The following is a 24,408-nucleotide window of genomic DNA, read 5'->3' on the forward strand; positions in this document are numbered from 1 at the left end:
TTAATCCGAAGGAATAATTATCATAATTAACATCAAACTATACTCATCTATCTATGGAGAAGTGGAGGCTGCATCATGAAAGATACGGAGATTGGTACATTATCAAGCCGGTTGGAAGTTAATATTGCTAATTTGTACCAATTGATGGGTGAAAGCTCTGATGTAGTGATAAAAGAGTTGCAGATAGAAGAGAACACTCATATTTCTTTGATTTACATAGATGGTCTTGTGGATACTCAGGTGCTGCATAATTCAATTTTGTATTCCTTGCAGGAACACATTCCTTACGAACAGCTGAGGGGGCTTTCTCCCGAGCGGAAGTTTGAGATGATTAAGAAACAGATATTAATAGCCGGCGATATAGCCGTCATTGACGATTACAGCCAATTTATTCATCATTTATTGTCCGGTAATATAATGCTGCTGCTTGACGGGTTATCCAGCGCTCTGCAGATCGGCTTACCAGGCTGGGAAGATCGTAATGTAGGGGAGCCTAGCTCACAGTCGGTTGTTCGGGGTCCAATGGAAGGATTCACTGAGAATTTACGGACGAATACGGCACTGGTTCGGCGAAAAATCAAAGATAGCCATTTATGGCTGGAAACCGTTCAGATCGGAAGGGTGACTCAAACCAGCGTATCCATTATGTATCTAAGTAACATCGCGAATAAGGAACTGGTGCAAGAGGTAAAGCGCCGTCTGAATAAAATAGATACGGACAGTATTCTCGAGAGTGGATATATTGAGGAGTTTATTCAAGAGACGGCAGTTACACCTTTTCCTACCGTATACAACAGTGATCGTCCGGATACGATTGCAGCGGGTATTTTGGAAGGAAAAGTGGCCATTCTTGTTGATGGAACTCCTTTTGTACTGCTGGTGCCCACATTTTTTGTGGCATTTTTCCAGTCAGCTGAGGATTATTACCAAAGGGCTGATATTGGAACATTGCTGAGATTAGTTCGTTTTATTTCATTTTTTATTACTTTGCTTGCCCCTTCATTGTATGTTGCGATTACTACCTATCACCAGGAGATGATACCGACCAATCTTGTAATCAGTTTAGCTGCCCAGCGGGAGAGTGTTCCTTTTCCTGCTTTTGTTGAGGCGCTGATCATGGAAATGACTTATGAGATTTTGCGGGAAGCCGGGGTGCGGATACCCAAAAATATTGGTCAGGCGATTTCCATTGTCGGAACGTTGGTGATTGGACAAGCCGCGGTAGCAGCGGGTTTTATTTCATCCGCAATGGTCATTATTGTATCGCTAACAGCCATTTCTAGTTTTGTTATTCCGGAGACAGGAATGTCTATAGCTGCGCGGATGATCCGTTTTGTGCTTATAGCTTTGGCCGGATTTATCGGATTATATGGAATTCTCTTCGGTATTTTCATCATCGTATTGCATTTGTCGAGTCTGCGTTCTTTCGGAATGCCTTATATGAGTCCGCTCGGACCGTATAATTCCAAAGATTTAAAAGACTCTATTTTTCGCTTTCCGTGGCCGTTTTTAAAGACAAGGCCTGCTGAGAATAAGACGCAGAACCTGTTTCGTCAAAGCACATCCAGTGATAAGGAACCAACCAAATGAATAAAAAATTAGTTAGAGGCGTTCTTCGATTAATGATAGCTCTCCAATTTACGTTAGTGCTAAGCGGCTGTTGGGAAAGAAATGAGCTGAATGAGATAGCTTTTGTCTTGGGGATAGGGATTGACAAGGCAGAAAAAGGTTACACCGTTTCGATGCAGGTCGTTATTCCATCTGCGATTTCCTCCCAAACGAATGGAGGAGGGGGAGGCAGTGGAGTCCCAGTGGTTGTATATAAATTTACTGTACCTACGTTTTATGATGCGCTGCGTAAGCTGAATCTGGATAGCTCTAGGTCAAGTTATCTCGGTCATATCCGGGTGTTGGTGATTGGGGAGGAGCTTGCCCGCACCGGAGTGGGTGAGATACTCGATGTATTTAAAAGAAGTCGGGAACCCCGGATGGATTTCTACGTTATGGTTGCCAGAGATACAACCGCCAGCAATGTCTTGAATGTCCTTACACCTATGGATAAATTACCAGCGAACAAATTATTTAGCTCCTTGGATAATTCTTATAAAGATTCAGCAAAAACAGTCGCTGTCACGCTGGATGATTTTATTGAGAATTTATTGTCTGAAGGTGAGAATCCTGTGCTAACCGGAGTGAAAATTATAGGAGATCCCAAAGATGGAGAGGACAAAAGCAATGTAGAGCGAACAATGCCTAAGGCAAGATTGGAATACCATACTGTAGCTGTGTTCAAAAAAGACAAGTTGATCGGTTGGCTAAACGAGGGAGAAACGATTGGTTACAATTATATCAACGATAAGGTAACCGCACATTCTGGCTCGATCGCAGGGGAAGACGGAAAGCCCATAGTAATCGAAGCGATCCAGGCTACAACTAAACGCAAAGTGAAAATAATTAATGGGGAGCCGCATATTTACCTTAGTGTTAAGACGCTTTGCAATATTGAAGAAGTGCAAAGTGTAGAAAATTTGGAATCGGAAAGCACTATAAAACGTTTGGAAAAGGAAACAGAGGAGCGGATTATAGAGCGGATGCAAAAAACTGTGGAGCATGTAAATGATCGTTTCAATGTTGATATTATGGGATTCGGACAATCGATCTACCATGCCAGCCCTAAAGCTTGGGCAAAGCTGCAGCAACAAAAGGGTGACGATTACCTTAAATCATTGCGCATCCATTACAAAGCCTCAGCAGTTATTAACCGCGTGGGTCTCACAGATAATTCTTTTCTTGAAAAAATCAAGGAGTGAAGTCAAATGCTAGTACTGTTATTCTTGGTGATTGCTGTAGGTTGTATGGCACTTGATTTGCCTAAATTAATGCGAAAGCGCCGAGTGCGTGATCTTAGCGTATATTTTATTTTTTGGATTTTGGGTCTTGGCGCGACCTTCTGCTCGTTGTTAAAATTGAACATCCCCAGTCCGCTGTTTCTTATTATCTTTATCTATAAGCCAATAAATAATTTATTTGGCTTATTGTTTCATTAACAATGAAGCTGCAATTATCGCGGCTTTTTTTGTTTTATCATGTAGAAGTTCTTGTCCTTAACTTAAGAATATTTCATAGAATGAAAATGAGAGGTTGACCATATTTGTCGGTGGGGCATATTATTTGGAATGAACAATTTTTAAGTAAGCTTACGGCTTTACTTGTATAGGAGCTTGCTCCTTGTTGGATGTATTGTATACTAACGAATAAAAAGAAAACGGTTACAAAGAGATTTTCAATTCAAGGAAAAAGGCATAATCATTCTCAGGGCTGCAAGGGGGAAGAAATGAAACCAATATTCAAAATTATGATTGTTGATGATGAGATGCTTGTAAGACAAGGAATCAAACATCTTTTGGATTGGGAAAATGAAGGGTATCGAATTGTTGGTGAGGCTGCTAACGGTCTTGAAGCACTAAATATGATGGATGAGGTTAATCCTCATGTGATCATTACAGATATTGTTATGCCAATAATGGGCGGGGAGAAACTGGTCAAGATCGTTAAGGAGAAATACCCTCATATTGAAGTAATCGTCTTAAGTAGTTTCAGTGAATATGATTATGTCCGATCCACATTTCAAAGTGGTGTAGCGGACTACATTCTGAAGCCAAAGTTGGAAGCTGATTATCTGTTAACCATCCTAAATAAAACCACTGCTAAATTGGTAGGGATGGAGATGACCGATCAAGGAAAGGATCCTGGGGAAAAGCAAGTTTTGCTAGTTATCGAGAAGCTTATGACCGGATATGAGTCTGGGCTTGAGTCTGCTTTGCTTCATGCAAAGTTTCCACACACACTATTCGCGTTTTTCGGAGCGGATATGAAACATATTAAAGATTCTGGGGATAGGTTAACTTTCACACAAAAAATAGAAAAAGGGCTTAGTAAGCTCCCTTTGGGCGATACAGTGTTTATTCGGCTGAAGTTTGTCAATGATTCGGTTATATATTTGCTTAATGCAAAGCCGGAACAGTGGGACGAGCTTGTTATAGAGCTCCGATATCTAGTCTCGGAGATGGACCATTGGGCGAGAGAAACACATTTCGTTATCAGTCAAAGCTTTACGGATTTTAATAAGCTGGGGGAGATTTATCGAGACAATTATTTAAAGCTTACACGATACAGTTTCTACTTGCCGGATCGAAGCTTAATTGAAAATGATCATTTGCCCAGCCTTCCGAGTGCATATCAGGAATATGATATGGGCGAATTAATGGAACAACTGAAACGTAAGCAATACCAGAAGGCATTCACTGGATTTCTGGAATATGTTCATCTCCGTTCGATGGATTATCGGACCGATATTTTCGAATTCAAATCGTTATTGGGGAATTTTATATTTAACGTAGCGACCACACTTGGAAGAATGAAGTACGAGACCGGAGGCTTGGAGGAATCCAAATACGACTTCTTTCGAAAAATAGATGAAGCGATGTATGCCGGAGATGCAATCGCTGTTGCTGAAGCTTTTATTCGCGAAGCTGAACGTGCGATTGGTGAGACGAACCTAACGATCAATCCAAATATGACCCGCTTGCTTGAATACATTCAGGATCATTACGCTGATCCCATCACGTTGACTGGGGTTGCGCGGCAGTTTCATTTCAACGCTTCTTATTTATCGAGCCATTTCACAGCTCAGAATGGTGAAGGATTTAATGAATATCTGAACAAAGTCCGTTTGGAGAAAGCCATGGAGTTACTCGTGACAACGGAAAAAACAATTTCTGATATTAGCGCTAGTGTGGGCTATTCGGATCAGAGTTATTTCACTAAAGTGTTTAAGAAGCAGGCTGGCATTTCTCCGAGCCAGTACCGAAGACGGGACGTAGAGCGACCATGATTGGAACAATCATCAACAAGATTAGAAAACAGGGCTTATTTCTCAAGCTTTTTCTTGTGACCCTCATAAGCATTGTTGCCGTATCCCTTCTGACTTTGTCTATTACCATCCGTATGTCAGAAAATTTATTCTTAAAGACCTTCAGCATAACGAATGGCAAACTACTGAATCAGATGAAGACAAACTTGGAGTCCTACAACAACGTTGTAGCTACGGGTGCTACAATGACAGCTCAGAATGGTGCCATCCGCAGCTATTTGTCCGGGGGAGAGACGGATTCATTGACGCTTGCTATCAAAACCTACCAGATGACAGAAAGCATGCGTGCAGTCCGCTCCAACCTGAGTGCCTTTGATGTGGGTATTATGATTGTAGGTGCGAATGGCAGAAGTTATTCAACCGATCCTTGGTATTGGTCTGCTACTGCTGATGAACTGAAGAACCACCCGATTACGAAAGCGACAGTGGCCCATCCACAGCAAATTCTGTACCAACTTTATCAAAGAGAGGATGGTCAAACCAAAAAGAAAGAGATCCTGTTAGTGGCTTCTAAAGCTCTATTTGATCATTCGACCGGCCGTATCTATGGCACTATGTACATTGCAATTCGTGATAGCGATTTTAAGGCCTTCTATGCCAATTTTACGAGTGAAGGTAATGATGTTGTTTTGCTGAATGCAAAAGGGCAAATTGTATCCAGCAACAGGACAGAGCTGATTGGGCTGACCGATCAACAGCTGCTTCATGAAGTAGTTGATGAACAGAGCACAGGAGACAATGGAGAATCTGTCTATGTGATGGGGAATGAACGGGTAGTATTCTCGGAATACTTGCCTGAATTTGATGTTTATTTGGTGAATCTGATCGATAAGAAAGCTGTAACGGGTCAGATGGTAAATGCTAAAGCAGTGTCGTTGACGATCATGGCTATCGTAGCCATTTCGCTTATTATTGTATTTTTAATTACCAGGAAAATGACGAAGTCCCTGCGTGTACTCGTTGAACAGATGTCGAGTATTCCTAAGGGGGGATTTGATAATCATGTGGATGTCGCCACTAGTAGTTATGAAGTTAAGGAGCTAGGAAATGCCTTCAATTTTATGCTTGATTCCCTACATGATTATGTTGATCGGTTGATGGAGACCCAGAAGCAGCAGCGTAATGCGGAGCTGGCCGCCCTTCAAATGCAGATCAATCCACATTTTTTATATAATACGCTGGCTTCTATCAAATTTCTGGTGCAACAGGGCAACAAGGAAAAAGCAGCTGGAACAATAAATTCGCTAATCTCACTCCTGCAAAACACTGTCAGTGATATTCAATCCACTATACCTGTTAGTCAGGAATTAGAATCGCTGAAGCATTATGTGTATATCAATCATGTAAGGTACGGTGAAAAGATTCGCGTCAATTATTTTGTGGAGCCTGAAAGCTTGGATTATCATATGCCAAAGCTAATTCTGCAGCCTTTTATCGAAAACGCGTTCTTTCATGCATTCAATCTTAAAGATGAGGGAAGAATTCTGATCATGATCGCCGTTCAGGAAGATCAGCTTGTATGCGAAGTTGTAGATAATGGTGATGGGATGGACCTTGATCCGAATTTGATGAAAGAAGAACAGCTGCCAGCCTCGAAGCACAAACGACAATTATTCTCCGGGATCGGTATACGGAATGTTGATGACAGAATCAAATTGTTGTACGGAGAGCGCTATGGTATTAACATTACAAGCAAACGAAATGAAGGTACGAAGATCATAATTACGCTTCCATTGTTAAAAAGCTAAAATTTTTACAAGAACCTAAAAATAGTACCAGAGTCGATCTTAGAGTAAAAATAGAATCCAATAATAACACCAAAGCTAACAAAGATACTGCCAAAGAAAGCGAATACAAAATGATAAGATGGAAGCGTAGCAGAGAAAACGCTTCCATCTTTATTATTTTACAGATTATCAAGGGGGTTACGAAGTGAAAAAATTATTATCCGTAATGCTGGCTAGTGTGGTTCTACTTTCGGCATGTTCCTCAGGTGGAACGAAAAACGAAACGAGCAACTCCGGAAGCGAAGGTAGCAGCAAGCCACAAGAGATCACAGTTTGGGCTTGGGACCCAGCGTTTAACATTGCAGCCATGAATGTTGCTAAAGAAGCTTATGCGAAAGTCAATCCAGACGTAACGGTAAACGTCGTTGAGAACGCGCAGGCTGATATCGTGCAAAAGCTGAACACAGGACTGAACTCTGGATCTACGAAGGGTCTTCCTAACATTGTATTGATTGAGGATTACCGTGCGCAAAGCTTTTTGCAAGCGTATCCGGATTCCTTTTATGAATTGACGGATGTTGTAAAAGCTGCTGATTTTGCGGATTACAAAATTGGCCCGACCAGTGTTGACGGCAAGCAATATGGTGTTCCGTTTGATTCTGGTGTAACTGGAATGTATGTACGTACAGACTATCTTGAGCAAGCAGGCTATAGCCTGGATGCACTACAGGATATCGACTGGAAGCAATATATCGAGATCGGTAAGGCTGTAAAAGAAAAAACCGGCAAAAGCATGATCACACTGGATCCCAATGATCTTGGACTTATCCGGGTCATGATTCAATCGGCGGGTGCATGGTATACGGGTGAAGACGGTCAAACTCCGACCATTGCAGACAACGCTGCTTTGAAAGAGGCGCTTGTATTGTACAAAGAAATGATGGATTCCGGCATCGTGAAAGTTAACTCAGACTGGAGTCAATTTGTAGGCGCATTCAATAGTGGTGAAGTGGCTACTGTGCCAACGGGTAACTGGATTACACCTTCAATTAAAGCCGAAGCTTCCCAATCCGGTAAGTGGGCAGTAGCTCCACTTCCTAAGCTGGCAGCCACAGCAGGCTCCGTCCATGCATCCAACCTTGGGGGCAGCTCCTGGTATGTAATGAATGTAGATGGTAAAGAAGCTGCTGCGGAGTTCCTTGCAAAAACATTTGCTTCTGATGCGGAATTGTATCAGACGTTAAATACAAAAGTTGGTGTTATCGGCACTTTAAAAGCTGCGGCAAGCGGAGAAGCTTATTCAGCTGCAGATGAATTTTTCAAAGGTCAAAAGGTCGTATCCGATTTTGCGGCTTGGACCGAACAAATTCCTAACGTCAACTATGGCATGAACACTTACGCAATAGAGGACATTATGGTTGTAGCAGTGCAATCTTATCTTGGTGGAAAAGATGTAGATACTGTTCTGAAGGATGCCCAGAAGCAAGCAGATACCCAAGTTCGCTAATCACACTTAGGCTGTACAATCTAGGCCCTTGCTTCTTCTTCTCCTGTAAATTGGATTTCTACAGAAGGATGGGTAGCAGGGGCTTTCATCTCTAATTTATCAGACAGAAGGGTGTGGAGTGGAGTGGAAACTGTAAAGCCAGGGCTAAGCCCTCAAAGACATAAGAGCACTAAAGGTCAACGGCAAATCCATCTGACAGGCTGGTTATTCGTTCTTGTGCCGGTCATTATGATCAGTATTTTCTATTTTTATCCAATGATTCAAGCCTTAATTCTATCCTTCAAGACAGGCAGAGGCAACAATCTTCAGTTTACCGGCCTTGATAACTATATTCGTCTGTTTAGCGACACCACTTTCCTTACAGCCGTCAAAAACACTTTTATTTACTTGATTATTCAGGTCCCAGTTATGCTGGTGCTGGCGCTCTTTATCGCTGTGCTGCTAAATGACGAAAGACTGAAATTTAAAGGATTTTTCAGAACGGCGATATTTCTGCCAACGGTAACTTCACTTGTAGCGTACTCCGTTGTTTTCAAGTACATGTTTGGAGCCGAAGGTATCGTCAATAAATTTCTGGTGAATCTGCATCTAATCAGCGAACCGATTCAATGGATTACCGATCCCTTCTGGGCCAAAGTTACTATCATTATCGCTATCACTTGGCGCTTTACTGGCTATAATATGATTTTCTATTTGTCCTCACTGCAAAATGTCGACAAATCAATATATGAGGCTGCTCATATAGATGGAGCGAGTGCATTTACACAATTTTTCAAAATTACAATTCCCCTATTGAAGCCGATTATCTTGTTCACGACGATAACATCGACCATTGGAACACTTCAGTTGTTTGACGAGGTGGTTAACATCACGAAAGGTGGACCCGGCAATGCAACCATGTCGATTTCCCAATATATTTATAACCTTTCCTTTGAATACACACCTAACTTTGGATACGCTGCAACCGTCTCCTATTCGATTGTTGTAATGGTGCTCATTCTGACGCTTATTCAGAACAAACTAGGAGGGGATAAGAGATAATGAAAACCAAACGCATGTTTACTTACGTGTTTCTAATCATCGCTGCGCTGATCTCTATCTTTCCATTTATCTGGATGGTTATAAGCGCCACGAACCAGTCGGTTGATGTAACCAAAGGGACATTGTTACCGGGTACACATCTAGTGGAAAATATAAACAATCTATTTAGTTCAGTGGATATGTGGCAGGCTCTCTGGAACTCTGCAAAAATCTCTGTGGTGACTACTGTGCTTTCACTGCTAGTAGCATCGGCGGCTGGATATGGTTTTGAAATGTACCGCAGCCGGAGTAAAGATATCGTATTCAATATTTTGCTGGCTTCAATGATGATTCCATTTGCGGCGATTATGGTACCTCTATTTCAAATGTTCGCCAAAGTATCTAGTGTAGTGCCGTTTCTCGGTATCGATACAGCATCGGCAGTCATTCTTCCGACATTTACAACAGCATTCCTAATTTTTTTCTTTCGTCAAAGTACAAAAATGTTTCCTAAGGATATGATGGAGGCTGGGCGCATCGATGGGCTTTCGGAATTTGGTCTGTTCTTCCGCATTTATATGCCAACGATGAAATCAACTTACGCCGCCGCTGCGATTATCACATTTTTAAACAGCTGGAACAATTATCTGTGGCCTTTGATCGTATTGCAATCACCAGAAAATATGACTGTGCCCCTTCTTATCTCGAATCTAGGCTCAGGTTATGCCCCTGACTATGGTCTGATCATGTCAGCGATTGTCATTACGACCTTACCGACAGCATTAGTGTTTTTCATGATGCAAAAGCAATTTGTAGCTGGGATGACGGGTTCGGTTAAATAAGTTAGCGTTCATGTGAAGAATAGAGGAGGAAGTATAGATGAAGCAGCAGGTTGAACGAAATCTCACTCCAAGTCTGGAATGGTTATCAGACCCGTCCATTTATGCAATAGGCAGAGTGCACGCGCATTCTGACCATCGATATTACCAAACGAAAAATGAAGCCGAAGCGCTTGGAGAAATGCCCTGGCGCCATAGCCTGAACGGCAGCTGGAAATTTAGTTATGCCCAAAATGCCATGGAACGACAGGTTCATTTTTATAAGGAGGACGTGTCTTGCAGAGGCTGGAAGGATATTAAAGTTCCCGGTCATATCCAACTTCAGGGTTATGGGCAGCCTCAGTACGTGAATACGATGTATCCATGGGACGGTCATGAGCATCTTAGACCTCCGATGATCTCTGAGGACCACAATCCTGTAGGCAGCTATGTCAAATATTTTGAAGTTCCTGCGGGCTGGGAGCAACGTCCGGTGTATATATCTTTTCAAGGAGTTGAATCGGCTTTTTATATATGGTTAAACGGGGAGTTTGTTGGCTATAGCGAAGATAGCTTTACACCGAGTGAATTTGATTTAACATCGTACTTGACGGAAGGCGAAAATAAGCTGGCGGTTGAAGTCTATCAGCGCAGCACGGGGAGTTGGTTGGAGGATCAGGACTTCTGGCGTTTTTCGGGAATTTTTCGTGAGGTGTATCTATACACCGTGCCGGATGTTCATGTGCGGGATCTCCACGTTCAAACCGATTTGGATGAAAAGTTTGAGCAAGGAACGCTGACGGCTGTCATGCAATTGATAGGTAAGTCTGCCTCAAAAGTGCTCCTTGAGCTTAAGGATAGAGCAGGTAATCTTGTGGCTAGTACTGAAAGTGAAGTTTCAGGAGATTCCCTTTCGCTTACGCTTGCGGCAACAAAGGTGCAGCTGTGGAGCGCAGAAGCTCCTAATCTGTATACCCTTTACGTATCAGTTTACAACGCATCCGGGGATCTTGTAGAAGTTGTGCCGCAAAAAATTGGTTTTCGGAAATTCGAAATGATAGATAAGATTATGCACTTAAACGGCAAACGTATTGTATTTAAAGGCGTTAACCGGCATGAGTTTAATCCGCGCTTTGGACGCAGTATTACAAAAGAAGATATGCTGTGGGACATAAAAACCTTGAAGCAGGCGAACATCAACGCGGTTCGGACCTCGCACTATCCGAATATGACACTGTGGTATGAGTTGTGTGATGAATACGGAGTCTATGTCATTGACGAGATGAATTTAGAGTCGCATGGATCATGGCAGAAAATGGGGGCAGTTGAGCCGTCTTGGAACATCCCCGGCAATAAGCCTGAATGGCAGGATATCGTGATGGATCGTGCGATTTCCATGGTGGAGAGAGACAAAAACCATCCCTCCATTCTAATTTGGTCTTGTGGGAACGAATCTTTTGCAGGAGAAGTAATTCTGAACGTAGCCAATTATTTTCGAGAGAAGGACCCTACTCGGTTGGTTCATTACGAAGGGGTGTTCCATAACCGTGAATATGATGATTCGAGCGATATGGAGAGCCGGATGTATGCGAAAGCAGCAGATATCGAAAGGTATTTAACAGAAGATCCGCTAAAACCATATATTAGCTGTGAATACATGCATGCGATGGGCAATTCCGTCGGGGGGTTGCATAAATACACAGAGCTAGAGCAGAAGTATCCAATGTATCAGGGTGGATTTATCTGGGATTATATGGATCAGGTGATTGTGAAAAATGATCGATACGGTAAGCCCTTCATGGCTTATGGAGGAGACTTCGATGACCGTTCAACCGACTACAACTTCTCCGGTAACGGAATTGTGTATGCGGATCGGAGATGGTCGTCAAAAATGCAGGAAGTGAAATTTCTGTATCAGAACTTCAAGCTGCTCCCGGACAGTCAGGGTTTTACAATCAGAAATGAAAACTTATTTGTGGGCTTGGATGCTTATGAATTACAATACGCTCTCAACTATGAGGGTAGGGTCATCCAGCGTGGAACTGTCTTCGCTCAGGTTAATCCGGGCGAGGAAAAATATGTAGAAGTTGATCTACCCGATATTAAGAATCAGCCTGGCGAGTATAGCTTGGATGTTTCTCTTGTTCTGAAGGAAGATTCATTATGGGCGAATAGCGGTTATGAAATCGCTTTTGGCCAGCATGTTTTTCAAGTGGCAAATACGTCAACCGAGGAGTCTTTGACAGATGCTAAGATAACATCTGTCGTGAATGATTTTCGCGTGGTTGAAGGAGATGTGAATATTGGTGTACATGGTCGTGACTTCTCCGTAATGTTCTCAAAGCAGGCGGGTACATTAATTTCTGTTAAATATTCAGGACAGGAAATGATCTCTTCACCGCCGGGACCGCTCTTCTGGAGAGCAATGACAGACAATGACAAGGGGGCGGGAATGCATTTTGACTCTTCCCCTTGGTATGCAGCAAGCTTGACCCGTAGAACGTTAAGCTTCGAGCTCGTGGAGGAGAAAGACCGTGCGACGGTGACTTACGTGTATAAGCTTAGTGTATCAGAGGGAGTACGGGTAAGTGTAACTTACACAGTGTTCTCCGATGGAAGCATACAGGTGAAATCAAGCTACCATGGAGCAGCGGGTTTACCAAAGCTTCCGCTCTTTGCTTTAAGCTTTAAGGTGCCAGCGGATTATCACCAGCTGAATTGGTATGCAAATGGCCCGGAAGAAAATTATATCGACCGTGCGTGTGGGGCGAGATTGTGTCGCTTCCAGAATCATGCGGTGGACAATGTGTCGTCCTATTTGGTGCCGCAGGAATCGGGCAACCGCACAGGTGTGCGCGAAGTATCGATTAAGAACGATTATGGCCAAGGCATTATAATATCGGCACCAGCTACAGCCCCTGTTGAAGCCAATATCTCGCCTTACTCGGCAATGGAGCTGGAGAATGCGACACATCATTATGAGCTGCCGAACGTTCACTATACCGTGGTTACCATTGCTGGACGTCAAATGGGCGTAGGCGGGGATGACAGCTGGGGAGCTCCAGTTCTTGATGAATATCAAATCAATCCATCCTTAGATATGGATTTTGAATTTACAATTCGCAGAGCATGATTTTTTTGCAATATTTGAAGTTCATGTATTAGATGATAAATATTCCAGGCTCGGTTCAACGTTAAATTTGAACCGAGCTTTTTTATGCTCGTTATAATCCCGTATAATTTGAGCTCAGTAAAACCTTATAAAGTCCTTAGATTTGCTATATATGATCAACGTATAGCAAATGAGAGGATGATAAAGGATGGGAGAGTATATTTTACAAACTAATAATTTATGCAAGAATTTCAGGGGGCAGCGTGCGGTTAACGATATCAACATAACCGTAAAAACTAATTCGATTTATGGACTGTTAGGCCCAAACGGCGCAGGTAAATCGACGACTCTAAAAATGATAACAGGAATACTTCGAGCGACGTCAGGACAAATTTTATTTGACGGTCATCCATGGACACGTAAGGATTTACTACACATTGGAGCGCTGATTGAGTCCCCGCCACTTTATGGGAATCTGACTGCTGTCCAAAATTTGAAGGTACACACGACAATATTAAACTTACCGGATTCTCGGATTCGGGAAGTTCTTGAAATTGTTGATTTAACAACAACAGGCAAAAAAAGAGCGGGACAATTCTCTATGGGCATGAAGCAACGTCTCGGGATTGCGATCGCTTTGTTAAATCAACCTAGACTCTTGATTCTGGATGAACCGACAAATGGGCTTGACCCGATTGGAATTCAGGAATTACGTAAGCTTATACGCTCATTTCCTGCACAAGGGATTACAGTTATTTTATCGAGTCATATTCTTCATGAGGTGGAGCAAATTGCCGATCATATTGGAATCATTAGTAATGGTGTTCTAGGGTATCAGAATGCAATATTTCCTGGTGATGATTTGGAGAAATTGTTCATGGAAGTCGTGAGTCGGAACAGACAGGAGGTAACCAGATGATCCACTATCTTTTATCCGAAAATATTAAATTCAAACGAACATTTTCGCGAAAATTGATTGTCGTGGTGCCACTGTTTTTTCTTCTATTTTCATTTTTCACACAACAGAACCTGCAAACTGAAGACCACTATTTTATGGAAATGGTCTTTAATTGGTGGCCGCTGTTATTCATGACCATAGGATCTGCTTTGTTGTCTACACTATCGAATAACAAGGATCGTAAGGCTGGAGGATACCGCAGCTTAAGCAGTCACGGAATTAGCATCGTTAAACTTTGGCTCAGTAAAATTATTGTGGTGTCATATTATTTGCTGTTGTCTTCGCTGCTCCTTATTGCAGTAATGTACCTATCTGGTCTTTTGTTTCCTTTGGGTGCAGCACCCTTATCTGAAATTACAACAGCCGCTATGGTTGTTTGGTTGACCTCTTTGGGGATGATTCCAATCTATCTATTCTTAGCTGAACAATTTGGGTCTGTAGTATCTATTCTTGCAGGTCTGTTTGGGATGATTGTGAGTGTACTAGCAGCGGATCAACCTTCATGGATTTATGTTCCGTGGAGTTGGGCTTTAAGGTTAATGTGTCCCATTGTTGGTGTACGTCCAAATGGTGTGGCTCTTTCAGCACAGGATGCTCTAAGAGACTCTTCGGTTATTTTACCTGGAATTGTGGTGTCGCTTGTATTCTTTTTGGTAACCCTCACCTTAACTAGCTGCTGGTTTAGTAGAAGAGAGGTGCGATAGAGATGGTGATACTCCGGCTATTACAAGCTGAATGGTTGATGACTAAGCACACTGCAATTCGTTGGTTGATATTCCTTGTTCCTGTTCTATATCCGATGATGGTACTTTGGTATTTTTCACAGCGTGCGGATCAGTTTCACATCTATGATGGTTATTTTTCATTAATAGCCTTTGGGTTGCCTGTTGGGATAGGATTATTCTCTGCTTTAATGAGTGGTTTAGAGGAGGGGGCAGGGGGATTCTATAATCTATTAAGTGCTCTTTCACGTCCGAAGTGTTATATAAGAAAACTCGGGTTCATAATCTTGGCGATGATATGGATCGTATTCGGTTCAACATCAATTCTAATACTGGGCATGAAACAAATTTTGCATATAGAGCAGATACAATATCTAATATTCTGGCAAGGAGCTTGTTGGGTAGTAGGCACTGCTCTAATCTTAATGATCTTTCATCTCATCTTAAGTTATGCTGGAGGTTTGGGACTTTCTCTAACGGTGGGTAGTGCAGGTACGCTAATTACAGCCATCGTAGGTGGAACCATTGTAGGAGATAAAGTGTGGTTATACATACCGTGGGCCTGGTCGATGCGGATGATTCAACTTCCCTTGTTTTATGCACAACCTAACGGGTTCATTGAAACGGAAGTATTGAAGCTGCAACTTCTTCATTCCGTACCTGCTATACTTATTAGTACAATGATAATGGCAATGTTAGGCTTGATATGGTTTCATTACTTTCAGGGTAGGAAATCATATGAATAAATAGGAGTGAGGTCACTGGCTAATATTTTAATAATAGATGATGAACCTGATATTTTGGCGCTAGTAAATAATATTCTTAGCAAAGATCACCATAGGGTTACGGTAAAAACAAGTGCACGACATATGCCTTTGAACGAGTACTCGACATTTGATTTAATCCTGTTGGACGTGATGATGCCAGATATCGATGGTTTTGAGCTCTGTACTCAAATCAGGGATATCGTAGACTGTCCGATTCTGTTTCTTACAGCTAAATCAATGGAGACAGATATTATGTTTGGACTTAGTGTAGGGGCAGATGACTATATCGTGAAGCCTTTTCGCGCAGGCGAGTTGAAGGCTCGGGTTAACGCTCATTTGCGGCGTGAGAATCGAGGGAAAAATCATATGTTAAGCGCATCTGGAGTGAAATTCAATCTCTCGGCAAAGGAGATTTCTATTGATAAAGAGAAAATAAATCTCACTAAAAGTGAATATCAGATATGTGAATTTCTTGCTAGAAATAAAGGTCAGGTTTTTTCCAAAGAACAAATTTATGAATCGGTTTATGGCTATGACAGAGAAAGCGATAGCTCAACTATTACAGAACATGTAAAAAATATCCGCAGTAAGCTGAGTGCGAGGGAGGTTTCACCGATTGAAACCGTTTGGGGGATAGGTTACAAATGGGTGTGAAACGAATACGGCTCCGTACAGTCTTCATTCAATATTTATTATCATTAGGTGCGTGTACTCTATTATTGGCATTTCTGTGTTTAGGGGTATTTACTCTCTTAATGCAGTATGGAATGATTGTTCCAGCAAACCATACTGAGCAATCCATTGCAAAGTCTTGGGATGTTTTGCAGCGTGCGCCAGAAATTACGCAAGAAATGATACCTTGGGGAGCGGAACATGCGGTATTGGATCAGCAAAAGAACTATATTTCAGGAAATATTCCTAAAGAACGCGCTCTAGATATATTGCAGAAGAATCAAAGCAGTTGTAATCTCATGGGTACAAACTGCACCGATGTGATTGAGCGGGAGCATGAGGTTATCGTACTGCAATATGCAATCGTACCGCAGTTCACCTCGAATTTTCTGCATAACACGCTGCCTAATCCGCAATTAACGTTATTGCTGTTTTTTGTAGTTCTGATGTTACTGGAAGTTATTCTGATTTCTGGATTTTTCGCTCGAAGACTGAGTCAAAAAATGGCTTCCTTGCAAGAAGCTGCACATCACATTGAAGCTAAGAATTTGGATTTTACTGTCGTGTATTCTGGGGTCAGTGAAATTGATGAGGTGCTATCATCCTTGGAACAGCTGAGAGAGGAATTGAAAAAGTCGCTAGAACAGCAATGGAATTTGGAACAAATGAAAAAAGAGCAGATTTCTGCGCTTGCCCACGACATTAAGACTCCTCTTACGATTATTCAAGGAAATGCAGATTTGCTGATAGACTCAGATTTAGCGGAGAATCAGCAAGAATATATAGGGTATATTTCCAAAAATGCGGATCAAATCGAACAATACATGGCAACACTTATTGAGATTTCTAATACGAGGAAACAAATTTCTCCCCGCTCTAAATGGGTTAGAACGGAAGCTTTTATCCAGCAAATTCGTACGCAGTTAGATGCGTTGGTTGTCCCTAAGCATCTTCGGATAGAATTCCACCAGGACAATAATCTGCCCCCTGAGGTGTTGATAGACAATGAACTACTTCATCGGGCTGTGATGAATGTACTCGCTAATGCGGTAGAGTATTCCCCGTATGAGAGTGTGATTTATTTGCAGGTTGAGGCAAAACAAGATTGGTGGAGTATAAACGTAGCAGACAGTGGATCAGGATTTACGAGTGAAGGACTCCAATCTGCAGTTAAGCAGTTTTATCGAGGGGACAGTAGCCGTACCTCCAAAAGTCACTATGGATTGGGACTTTATATTGCCGACACCATTGTCAGGCAGCATCAGGGCAGTCTGCATATTAGCAATTCTCCCCTGACGGGTGGAGGTCAAGTTCGAATCGACGTCCCAGTTCGTGGAGTTAGGTAGAGGTTTATTACACCTCTTAGAATAACATTGGATAAAACTTCTGGTTTATCTGATGAAATTCTAAGGGGTGTATTTTTTATGACGATCAAAACCAAATTCTCAATTGTTGGAAAAGTAGATTAAAATATTGATTGCTATATACAATTAAATACAATAAAGTTGTCATATAGAGGATAATTTTGTCGATTTTTCTGCAAAAATGTTCCAATCTACACTGTATCAGGTGACATTAGGGTCTATGAGGTTCAAATCCTCTTCCTGAAAAAGACATAAGAAAGTGGTGCGCATAATGAGTAGCAACAGATTTGAAAACAAAGTAGTTATTATTACGGGTGCTGGTACCGGAATCGGAAAAGCTACAGCATTGAGAGTAGCAAGAGAGGGTGGTACTGTAGTAGTTGCCAATCGATCAGATGCTGGCGCTAACACAGTCGAAGAAATCAAAGCTTTAGGTGGAGAAGCACTGTTTGTGCGGTCAGACGTTTCAGTTGAAGCAGACTGCAAAAATATCGTAGATCAAACCTTAGCAGCTTATGGAAAGATTGATTGCCTTTATAATAACTCAGCAATTACAGGAGATAATGCGGATGTTACAGAATATGATCCGATATTGTTTCAAAAGGTGATTCAGACAAATCTTAATGGCCAATTCTACATGTTGCATTATGCATTACCACATATGAAATCCGGTGCTTCCGTTCTAAACTGTTCCTCCTTGCATGGTATTTTTATTGGGATGGCAAATGATGCAGCTTATTCAGCAAGTAAACACGCCATTGTGGGCATGACTAAATCGGTTGCTAAAGAAGTGGGTCACCGTAATATCAGAGTAAATGCTATTTGCCCTGGTCCTATCCCTACACCAACCATGAACAGATACGAAAAGCTGTTGTCTGATGATGTAGAGATGCTTCAATCTCTTATCGCTTCTGGAACGGCTTTGGGCAGATATGGTACGCCTGAGGAAGTAGCTGCTTTTGCATGTTTCCTTCTAAGTGATGAGGCTTCATTTATTACAGGTACAGCACATGTGATTGACGGGGGCTACTCCGCAACTAAGTAATTAGTCGGATTAATTTACTTATATAAGCATCTAGTATCGAAGGCTTTGCGGCGTATTCCTGTTCGAAAATCCTGTAGGATGAATGGACTGGAGTTGGAAGGCGCACGCAGAGCCTTTTTTAGTTGTTTCTAAATGATAACGGAATTACACAAGTGTGAATGAAATTAAGGCAAATATAACCATGGATATGTTGGAATTTGTAGAAATTTGTATTTTAATATAAATAAAAAAAGAAATTTGTCGATAATAATATAGGTAATAGGTATGAGTTAAAATATATTAGAAAGGATGTTGCAATAAAACGATACAGGAAATAGATGTCATTTACTATTGATTGTAACGATATGGCATCATTTAAACAAGGCAGTTTGTTCCAAACCCAGTTGCCAAAAGTAGAAGTTACTGAAAAGCCTGGGCAGAAATTTTTTTGTCTGTTGGAGTTACATACATTACTTTCTATTATTAAAAAATAACTATTAAAACTTGGAGGAATACAATTATGTCATACACAATTAAATACAACAAAAGTGAAAACCACATCGATGTAGTATCTATCGATTTTTCTGCTGAGGATGTTCCAGGATACTTGAAAGATTTTGAGAATATCATGAAGCTTGTTAGTCCTAAATTTACGGGTACAACTGATGTAACTGAATCTGCAAGTGTACTTTCTCCTGAAGTTGCAGCAATGTTGGCTCCAACAGGTGAGATGGCGAAAGCAGCTGGTCAAGCAGGATGGGCTTATGTAACTAAAAACCCAATTTGGAAAATGCAATTGAAACGTATTTTTGGCAGAGATTTTGCTGATGCTTACGATACCTATGAAGAAGCTAGAACAGTACTGAAAAAATTGCAATAATCTAATAAATAGAGTTAGCAAAAAGTGCGGAGAGCTTTCTCCGCACTTTTTGTTTTTCTTTGGAAAACTTATGCCTGTATAGTGGAGATACTATGGATATGAATAGCCAGTAGAGCAAGCTTGTTTTGTTTGAAGAGGTTTATTCGGCTAGAGTTTAATCCAAAAAGAGTATGCTATAATGATGATAAGAATGCCTACAGGATGGAAGGTGAATGGTTATGAATCTTGTTCAAGATTTGCATAAATTAATCAAGCTTACAGGCGAACGAGCCAAGTTGGATGCAAAAGCAAACGGAACTTACATTGTATATAAAACGAAAAATGGTTTGATTGTTAAGGAATATCCAAATGGTGTGATCGTACCTATAGATAATCAGGAGACATCTCATGAGTGAGCCCTCTGCGATGATGTATGTATTTGCTGGGAATAATGGCAGCGGGAAAAGTACAATTAGGAATTTGATTGTAGATCGACTTGGAATTAGTGTGAATATCGATCCTGATGCTTTAGCTCGCCGCATTGATCCCGATGATCCAAACCGTCGGAAGATATCCGCAGGTAAAGAGGCGATAAGACTAGCTAGGAACTGTATAGACAATAGGCGTGATTTCACAATAGAGACAACATTGGCCGGTGGAAATGTAATTCGACTCATGCAGAGTGCTAAGGAAAGCGGTTTTGAGACAACTATGTTCTTTGTAGGACTTGGTGATTATCAGCTAAATATCGAACGGGTTGCTTTGCGCGTTCGAAATGGTGGCCACGATATTCCAACTGAGGATATTATTAGAAGACATACAACATCAATTCAAAACTTACTTTCTAATTTGTACCTTATTGATCAATTGATTGTTATCGACAACAGTAAGTCGGATGGAGAAATTGTTTTGGAAGCAGGGTATTGCTCTATAAAATATCAGGTTGATCCTCTCCCAGCTTGGGTCCATAAAATTAAGGAGAATTTAAAAGTTGAACCATTATAAATAACCTTAGTCCGAAAGCCTACTGGACTAAGGTTATTTAATTTAGACATGAAACATTTATTGTAAATAATATAATACACTTGAGCTGGCATCTATTAGATACAACAACCTCTGATGATTTTATTTAAAATTGAAAATCTTCATCCTTCAGTGGCTCCACATTAAGCGCCCGGACATATCCGTTGCCTTTCTTCGAGAAGAAGTCATGCTGCTTGGTGTGGGTGCTGATCCCGTTCTGAACAATCGGGTTGATCTCTTCCTCGTCAAATAGCGGATCATGGCCCAGATTCATCATCGCTTTATTGGCATTGTATCTTAGGAAAGTCTTAACCTCGTCCACCAATCCGATAGGGGCATAGATCTGCTCGGTATAATGCTCTTCATTCTCATGCAGCAGTCGAAGCAATTCTACCAGCGTATGGTGAAGTTCGCGTTGCTCGTCTTCTGGGAGCCCGTCAAAGATCTCTTGTGCCAGCACGCCGACATATACCCCATGGATGCTCTCATCCCGTAGAATAAGGTCGATGATCTCACCGCTGCAAGTCATTTTGCCCTGCCCAGCCAGATATAGGGGATAGAAGAAACCACTGTAGAACAAGTAGCTCTCGAGCAGGACGGAGGCTGCCATGGCAAGGTACAGGTCTTTAGGTGAGTCTATGTTTTTGTAATATTGTGATATGGTCTCCGCTTTGAACTGGAGGAAGGGGTTCTCTTCTACCCAGCGGAATACACTGTCGATCTCCTCTGTAGAGGACAAAGTGGTGAAAATACTGCTGTACGATTTGGCGTGAATTTGTTCCATCATGCCCATGAAGCCCAGTACGGCTTTACGTTGAAGGCCTTCGACATGCTCCATAATCTGCGGCATTCCGACTCCGCCTTGAATCGTATCCAGCAGTGTCAGGCCGCCCAGCACCTTCATATAGGAGTCCTTTTCTTGCTCACTGAGCGTGAGCCAGGACATTTTATCATCGGATAATGGAATTTCATCGTCCGTCCAGAATTGCATAATGTTCTGATTCCAGAACATCAATGAGAAATCGTCGTCGGGACGGTTCCAGTTAACGGCTTGGATAGCGGTCATAATATTGCAATCTCCTTTTCTGCGGCTATAGCCTTCCTTTTAGATTGAGCAGGTGAGGCATTCCTCGACAGACAGCTTTTTGGTCCGGGTGTAATACAGCGACTTCAAGCCTTTATGCGCCGCATACAGGTAGGAGCGGGCCAGTTCTCTGGTGGAAACATCACTGTTAACATGCAGAACGGTCGAGATACCTTGGTCGATATGGGGCTGAATTTCCGCGATCAGATCGATTACCTTGAACTGGTCCATCTGGTAAGCCGATTTATAGAAAAACACATTGTCCGGCCGCAGGTACGGCATCGGATAATAAGTAGTTGAATTAGCATAAGTCCGAGTCTCAATCTGCTCAACAATCGGCATAACGCTTGAAGTGGCGTTTTGGATATAGGAAATGCTGGCCGTTGGCGCAATCGCCAAACGGTAAGCATGGTATAGGCCATTTGCTTTTACCGCATCCCGCAATTGTTCCCAGTCAGCTGGGGATGGGATATAAATATCTCCGAATAACTCTTGTACCCTTGGGGTAACCGGACGGTAATCGGTAGTCAGGTAACGCTCAAAATAAGCTCCCGTAGCATAATCAGAAGCCTCAAATCCATGGAAAGATCGGCCCGTCGCGGCAGCGATTTCCATGCTTTTCTCCAGCGAGTGGAAATTCATGGTCATAAAGAAGGTCCGGGCAAAATCGCGGGCCTGCTCGCTTTCATAAGCAATGTTGTTCTTAGCCAGATAGCCGTGCAGATTCATGACGCCAAGACCGACAGAGTGCATCTCCTTGTTTGCTTTGGCTACGCCTGGGGCATTGGAAATACTGGTCATATCGCTAACAGCGGTCAGGGCGATCATGCCCTCATGTACGGATTCACGGATTTTGCCATGTTCCATCACGTTAACAATGTTCAAGGAAGCCAGATTGCAGCTTACATCGCGGCGGATTGTACTCTCCTGTCCGTAGTCGGCAATCTCTGAGGTCTCCTGCAGCTGGAAGATTTCAGTACAAAGGTTGGACATTTTGATCTGTCCGACGTTTTTCAGAGCATGGGCCGCATTGGCATTGCTCTTGTTCATGATATATGGATAGCCAGATTCCAGCTGGATCATGGCAATTTTGGTCAGCATATCCCGTGCGCTCATAGCTTTCTTCTTTTTGACACGTGGATCGGCCAGCAGCTTATCATACATGTCATCCAGATCCATATCGTCGAGATGCGTTCCGTAGGCTTTGTACACACTGTAAGGAGCAAATACATGCAGTGCTTCATTGTCCTTCGCCAGCTTATAGAAGCGGTTCGGAATAATCAGGCCGATGGACAGGGTTTTGAGTCTTGTTTTTTCGTCGGCATTGATCTTCTTGCTGTCGAGGAATTCCAGAACGTCCCAGCCAAAAATGTTGTAATAGGCTGCTCCTGATCCTTTACGCTGACCCATCTGATCTGCATAGGAGAAGCCGTCTTCCATCAGCTTAAGTACAGGTATAATTCCCTTCGCAGCATCCTCAACACCCTTGATAGTTTCACCACGGGAGCGTAGCTTGGATAGGTTGACGGCCACACCGCCACCGATCTTCGACAACTGCATGCAGGTATTCAGCACATAGTTGATGGAATTGAGCGAGTCGTCCATTTCGATTAGGAAGCAGGAGACGAGCTCACCACGCCGGCTCTTACCGGCATTTAAGAAGGTTGGGGTCGCAGGTTGCAGGCGCTGTTCCATCATCGAACGGGCAAGTACCCCGGCAGTATCGGCGTTGCCGCGTCCCAGGTGAAGGGCGACTGCCGCCACACGGTCCGGGTAATGCTCCAGATATTGTTTGCGGTCATTGGTTTTTACAGCGTAATCCGTGTAGAATTTCGAAGCTGCCATATAAGATGGAAAACTGAAGTTGTAGGCGTGGGTAATCTGGTAGACTTCTTCAATCTCCGCCGTGCTGTACTGTTCGTAAAAATTCTCGTAGAAATCCTGTTCAATCATATAATCAACCTTGGCTTTTGTATTCGCAAAAGCCAGACTCCGGCGCTCTACATCCCGCATAAATTCGGCTACTGCCTCAAGATCTTTGTCTAACTGAAAGAAGCCACTTTCGTCTCTCTTCATCAACATGTTGTTTAATTCAATATGCCGCAACCCGGCTCACCTCCTGTTTAATCCGTTCTACATCGCCAAATGTACCCGATAACTCAAATTTACCGATAACGGGCACGTTATACCGATCTGCAATCAAGTCCGCGCTGTGCGCGAACAGCTCGCCCCAGTTCTTATTGCCGCTGGCGGCGATGCCTTTCAGATTGGCATTATTGTTCTTCAAGAAAGTAGACACCTTTTCTGGAATCTGTCCAAAGCCGGTGGTATATGTAATAAGCACATAGGGCTCGTCAATCGTCATATGCTCCTCAATCTGCACAGCCGGCAACTTAAGTTTGCTGATGAAGCGTCTGACATTTCCTGTTTTTGAATCATACGCGACTAGCATGGTGTCTGTCCCCCTGTAAATATTAAAAACTATTGAAAATAGTATGAAAACTGAATGGATAAGCTTTAAATACTGAAAAATCGTATCTATACTATATTTAGTGTGCGTTGTTTATTTTAATTACTATATGTTGAAAAGTCAATATGGGAACAGCCGTCTTAATAGCTGGGAAAGTGTCTCGTAAGCGGTTTTTTGGTAGACTTTTAGGGCAGAAAGACCGGAGTATTAGCATTTTGCTAGTTTAAAAATAAAAATAAAAAAATTGCAGGAGAAAGGGTGATACTTAGGGTTGCTGTCTGAGGGTGATGGCAAGCCAATAAATCTGCAAGGAACAGAGCCTGCTCCCTGCAGATTTATTGGCTTTAT

General features: G+C 42.3%; 21 protein-coding genes. 18 read left to right on the top strand and 3 right to left on the bottom strand.

Annotated features, from left to right (window positions below; genetic code table 11):
* The first annotated feature begins 75 nt into the window (after positions 1–75).
* The 18 genes from NSQ66_RS06715 to NSQ66_RS06800 all read left to right on the top strand — a co-directional run bounded on the left by NSQ66_RS06715 (position 76) and on the right by NSQ66_RS06800 (position 20,488).
* On the top strand, positions 76–1,590 hold the full coding sequence (locus NSQ66_RS06715; protein WP_076141116.1) for a spore germination protein: 1,515 nt from the start codon (positions 76–78) through the stop codon (positions 1,588–1,590).
* Complete coding sequence (locus NSQ66_RS06720) at positions 1,587–2,810, top strand: Ger(x)C family spore germination protein (protein ID WP_038569271.1); 1,224 nt, start codon at positions 1,587–1,589, stop codon at positions 2,808–2,810. The genes NSQ66_RS06715 and NSQ66_RS06720 overlap by 4 nt, the downstream gene beginning before the upstream one ends.
* Before the next feature lie 6 nt (positions 2,811–2,816).
* On the top strand, positions 2,817–3,047 hold the full coding sequence (locus NSQ66_RS06725; RefSeq protein ID WP_036675888.1) for a hypothetical protein: 231 nt from the start codon (positions 2,817–2,819) through the stop codon (positions 3,045–3,047).
* Positions 3,048–3,334: 287 nt separating this feature from the next.
* Complete coding sequence (locus NSQ66_RS06730; RefSeq protein ID WP_076141117.1) at positions 3,335–4,894, top strand: response regulator; 1,560 nt, start codon at positions 3,335–3,337, stop codon at positions 4,892–4,894.
* Positions 4,891–6,681 (top strand): sensor histidine kinase, encoded by a 1,791-nt coding sequence (locus NSQ66_RS06735; RefSeq protein WP_076141118.1) that lies wholly within the window; start codon positions 4,891–4,893, stop codon positions 6,679–6,681. Before NSQ66_RS06730 ends, NSQ66_RS06735 begins: the two co-directional genes overlap by 4 nt.
* A 184-nt stretch (positions 6,682–6,865) precedes the next feature.
* Positions 6,866–8,167, top strand: coding sequence for an extracellular solute-binding protein (locus NSQ66_RS06740; RefSeq protein ID WP_036675885.1), 1,302 nt, complete (start codon positions 6,866–6,868; stop codon positions 8,165–8,167).
* 228 nt (positions 8,168–8,395) lie between these two features.
* Positions 8,396–9,208 (top strand): sugar ABC transporter permease, encoded by an 813-nt coding sequence (locus NSQ66_RS06745; protein ID WP_235219373.1) that lies wholly within the window; start codon positions 8,396–8,398, stop codon positions 9,206–9,208.
* Positions 9,208–10,029: a carbohydrate ABC transporter permease gene (locus tag NSQ66_RS06750; protein ID WP_076141119.1), complete on the top strand. Its 822-nt coding sequence runs from the start codon at positions 9,208–9,210 to the stop codon at positions 10,027–10,029. Before NSQ66_RS06745 ends, NSQ66_RS06750 begins: the two co-directional genes overlap by 1 nt.
* 37 nt (positions 10,030–10,066) lie before the next feature.
* Positions 10,067–13,138 (top strand): glycoside hydrolase family 2 TIM barrel-domain containing protein, encoded by a 3,072-nt coding sequence (locus NSQ66_RS06755; RefSeq protein WP_076141120.1) that lies wholly within the window; start codon positions 10,067–10,069, stop codon positions 13,136–13,138.
* 187 nt (positions 13,139–13,325) lie between these two features.
* The gene (locus NSQ66_RS06760; protein ID WP_076141121.1) at positions 13,326–14,036 is read left to right on the top strand and encodes a lantibiotic protection ABC transporter ATP-binding protein; all 711 of its coding nucleotides are present in this window, start codon (positions 13,326–13,328) and stop codon (positions 14,034–14,036) included.
* A complete protein-coding gene (locus NSQ66_RS06765) occupies positions 14,033–14,779 on the top strand; it encodes a lantibiotic immunity ABC transporter MutE/EpiE family permease subunit (RefSeq protein ID WP_036675878.1) in 747 nt (248 codons plus the stop codon). Before NSQ66_RS06760 ends, NSQ66_RS06765 begins: the two co-directional genes overlap by 4 nt.
* Positions 14,780–14,781: 2 nt before the next feature.
* Positions 14,782–15,543 carry a lantibiotic immunity ABC transporter MutG family permease subunit gene (locus NSQ66_RS06770; protein ID WP_036675876.1) on the top strand — a complete coding sequence of 254 codons (762 nt, stop codon included), beginning with the start codon at positions 14,782–14,784 and terminating at the stop codon, positions 15,541–15,543.
* Between the two features lie 15 nt (positions 15,544–15,558).
* The gene (locus NSQ66_RS06775; protein WP_036675961.1) at positions 15,559–16,218 is read left to right on the top strand and encodes a response regulator transcription factor; all 660 of its coding nucleotides are present in this window, start codon (positions 15,559–15,561) and stop codon (positions 16,216–16,218) included.
* Between the two features lie 113 nt (positions 16,219–16,331).
* Positions 16,332–17,582: a HAMP domain-containing sensor histidine kinase gene (locus NSQ66_RS06780; RefSeq protein ID WP_339279633.1), complete on the top strand. Its 1,251-nt coding sequence runs from the start codon at positions 16,332–16,334 to the stop codon at positions 17,580–17,582.
* 289 nt (positions 17,583–17,871) lie between these two features.
* Positions 17,872–18,645, top strand: a complete 774-nt coding sequence (locus NSQ66_RS06785) for an SDR family NAD(P)-dependent oxidoreductase (protein WP_036675873.1) — start codon at positions 17,872–17,874, stop codon at positions 18,643–18,645.
* Positions 18,646–19,144: 499 nt separating this feature from the next.
* A complete protein-coding gene (locus tag NSQ66_RS06790; protein ID WP_036675871.1) occupies positions 19,145–19,504 on the top strand; it encodes a hypothetical protein in 360 nt (119 codons plus the stop codon).
* A gap of 218 nt (positions 19,505–19,722) precedes the next feature.
* Positions 19,723–19,899 carry a hypothetical protein gene (locus NSQ66_RS06795; protein ID WP_170914185.1) on the top strand — a complete coding sequence of 59 codons (177 nt, stop codon included), beginning with the start codon at positions 19,723–19,725 and terminating at the stop codon, positions 19,897–19,899.
* Positions 19,892–20,488, top strand: a complete 597-nt coding sequence (locus NSQ66_RS06800; protein ID WP_076141123.1) for a zeta toxin family protein — start codon at positions 19,892–19,894, stop codon at positions 20,486–20,488. Before NSQ66_RS06795 ends, NSQ66_RS06800 begins: the two co-directional genes overlap by 8 nt.
* Positions 20,489–20,612: 124 nt before the next feature.
* Here NSQ66_RS06800 and nrdF read toward each other — a convergent pair whose 3' ends face one another.
* The 3 genes from nrdF to nrdI are packed head-to-tail and all read right to left on the bottom strand — an operon-like array spanning position 20,613 to position 24,042.
* Positions 20,613–21,572 (bottom strand): class 1b ribonucleoside-diphosphate reductase subunit beta, encoded by a 960-nt coding sequence (gene nrdF / locus NSQ66_RS06805; protein ID WP_036675865.1) that lies wholly within the window; start codon positions 21,570–21,572, stop codon positions 20,613–20,615.
* A 39-nt stretch (positions 21,573–21,611) separates the two neighbouring features.
* Positions 21,612–23,696 carry a class 1b ribonucleoside-diphosphate reductase subunit alpha gene (nrdE, locus tag NSQ66_RS06810; protein ID WP_076099523.1) on the bottom strand — a complete coding sequence of 695 codons (2,085 nt, stop codon included), beginning with the start codon at positions 23,694–23,696 and terminating at the stop codon, positions 21,612–21,614.
* The gene (gene nrdI, locus NSQ66_RS06815) at positions 23,683–24,042 is read right to left on the bottom strand and encodes a class Ib ribonucleoside-diphosphate reductase assembly flavoprotein NrdI (protein WP_036675861.1); all 360 of its coding nucleotides are present in this window, start codon (positions 24,040–24,042) and stop codon (positions 23,683–23,685) included. The genes nrdE and nrdI overlap by 14 nt, the downstream gene beginning before the upstream one ends.
* Positions 24,043–24,408: the final 366 nt, after the last annotated feature.

It is taken from the genome of Paenibacillus sp. FSL H3-0329, from assembly GCF_037963285.1.
Classification (GTDB): domain Bacteria; phylum Bacillota; class Bacilli; order Paenibacillales; family Paenibacillaceae; genus Paenibacillus_AQ; species Paenibacillus_AQ odorifer.

Coding starts and splice junctions, on each gene's coding strand:
- NSQ66_RS06715 (WP_076141116.1), top strand. CDS start 76: ATGAAAGATACGGAGATTGGTACATTATCAAGCCGGTTGGAAGTTAAT.
- NSQ66_RS06720 (WP_038569271.1), top strand. CDS start 1,587: ATGAATAAAAAATTAGTTAGAGGCGTTCTTCGATTAATGATAGCTCTC.
- NSQ66_RS06725 (WP_036675888.1), top strand. CDS start 2,817: ATGCTAGTACTGTTATTCTTGGTGATTGCTGTAGGTTGTATGGCACTT.
- NSQ66_RS06730 (WP_076141117.1), top strand. CDS start 3,335: ATGAAACCAATATTCAAAATTATGATTGTTGATGATGAGATGCTTGTA.
- NSQ66_RS06735 (WP_076141118.1), top strand. CDS start 4,891: ATGATTGGAACAATCATCAACAAGATTAGAAAACAGGGCTTATTTCTC.
- NSQ66_RS06745 (WP_235219373.1), top strand. CDS start 8,396: ATGATCAGTATTTTCTATTTTTATCCAATGATTCAAGCCTTAATTCTA.
- NSQ66_RS06750 (WP_076141119.1), top strand. CDS start 9,208: ATGAAAACCAAACGCATGTTTACTTACGTGTTTCTAATCATCGCTGCG.
- NSQ66_RS06755 (WP_076141120.1), top strand. CDS start 10,067: ATGAAGCAGCAGGTTGAACGAAATCTCACTCCAAGTCTGGAATGGTTA.
- NSQ66_RS06760 (WP_076141121.1), top strand. CDS start 13,326: ATGGGAGAGTATATTTTACAAACTAATAATTTATGCAAGAATTTCAGG.
- NSQ66_RS06765 (WP_036675878.1), top strand. CDS start 14,033: ATGATCCACTATCTTTTATCCGAAAATATTAAATTCAAACGAACATTT.
- NSQ66_RS06770 (WP_036675876.1), top strand. CDS start 14,782: ATGGTGATACTCCGGCTATTACAAGCTGAATGGTTGATGACTAAGCAC.
- NSQ66_RS06780 (WP_339279633.1), top strand. CDS start 16,332: ATGATTGTTCCAGCAAACCATACTGAGCAATCCATTGCAAAGTCTTGG.
- NSQ66_RS06785 (WP_036675873.1), top strand. CDS start 17,872: ATGAGTAGCAACAGATTTGAAAACAAAGTAGTTATTATTACGGGTGCT.
- NSQ66_RS06790 (WP_036675871.1), top strand. CDS start 19,145: ATGTCATACACAATTAAATACAACAAAAGTGAAAACCACATCGATGTA.
- NSQ66_RS06795 (WP_170914185.1), top strand. CDS start 19,723: ATGAATCTTGTTCAAGATTTGCATAAATTAATCAAGCTTACAGGCGAA.
- NSQ66_RS06800 (WP_076141123.1), top strand. CDS start 19,892: ATGAGTGAGCCCTCTGCGATGATGTATGTATTTGCTGGGAATAATGGC.
- nrdF (WP_036675865.1), bottom strand. CDS start 21,572: ATGACCGCTATCCAAGCCGTTAACTGGAACCGTCCCGACGACGATTTC.
- nrdI (WP_036675861.1), bottom strand. CDS start 24,042: ATGCTAGTCGCGTATGATTCAAAAACAGGAAATGTCAGACGCTTCATC.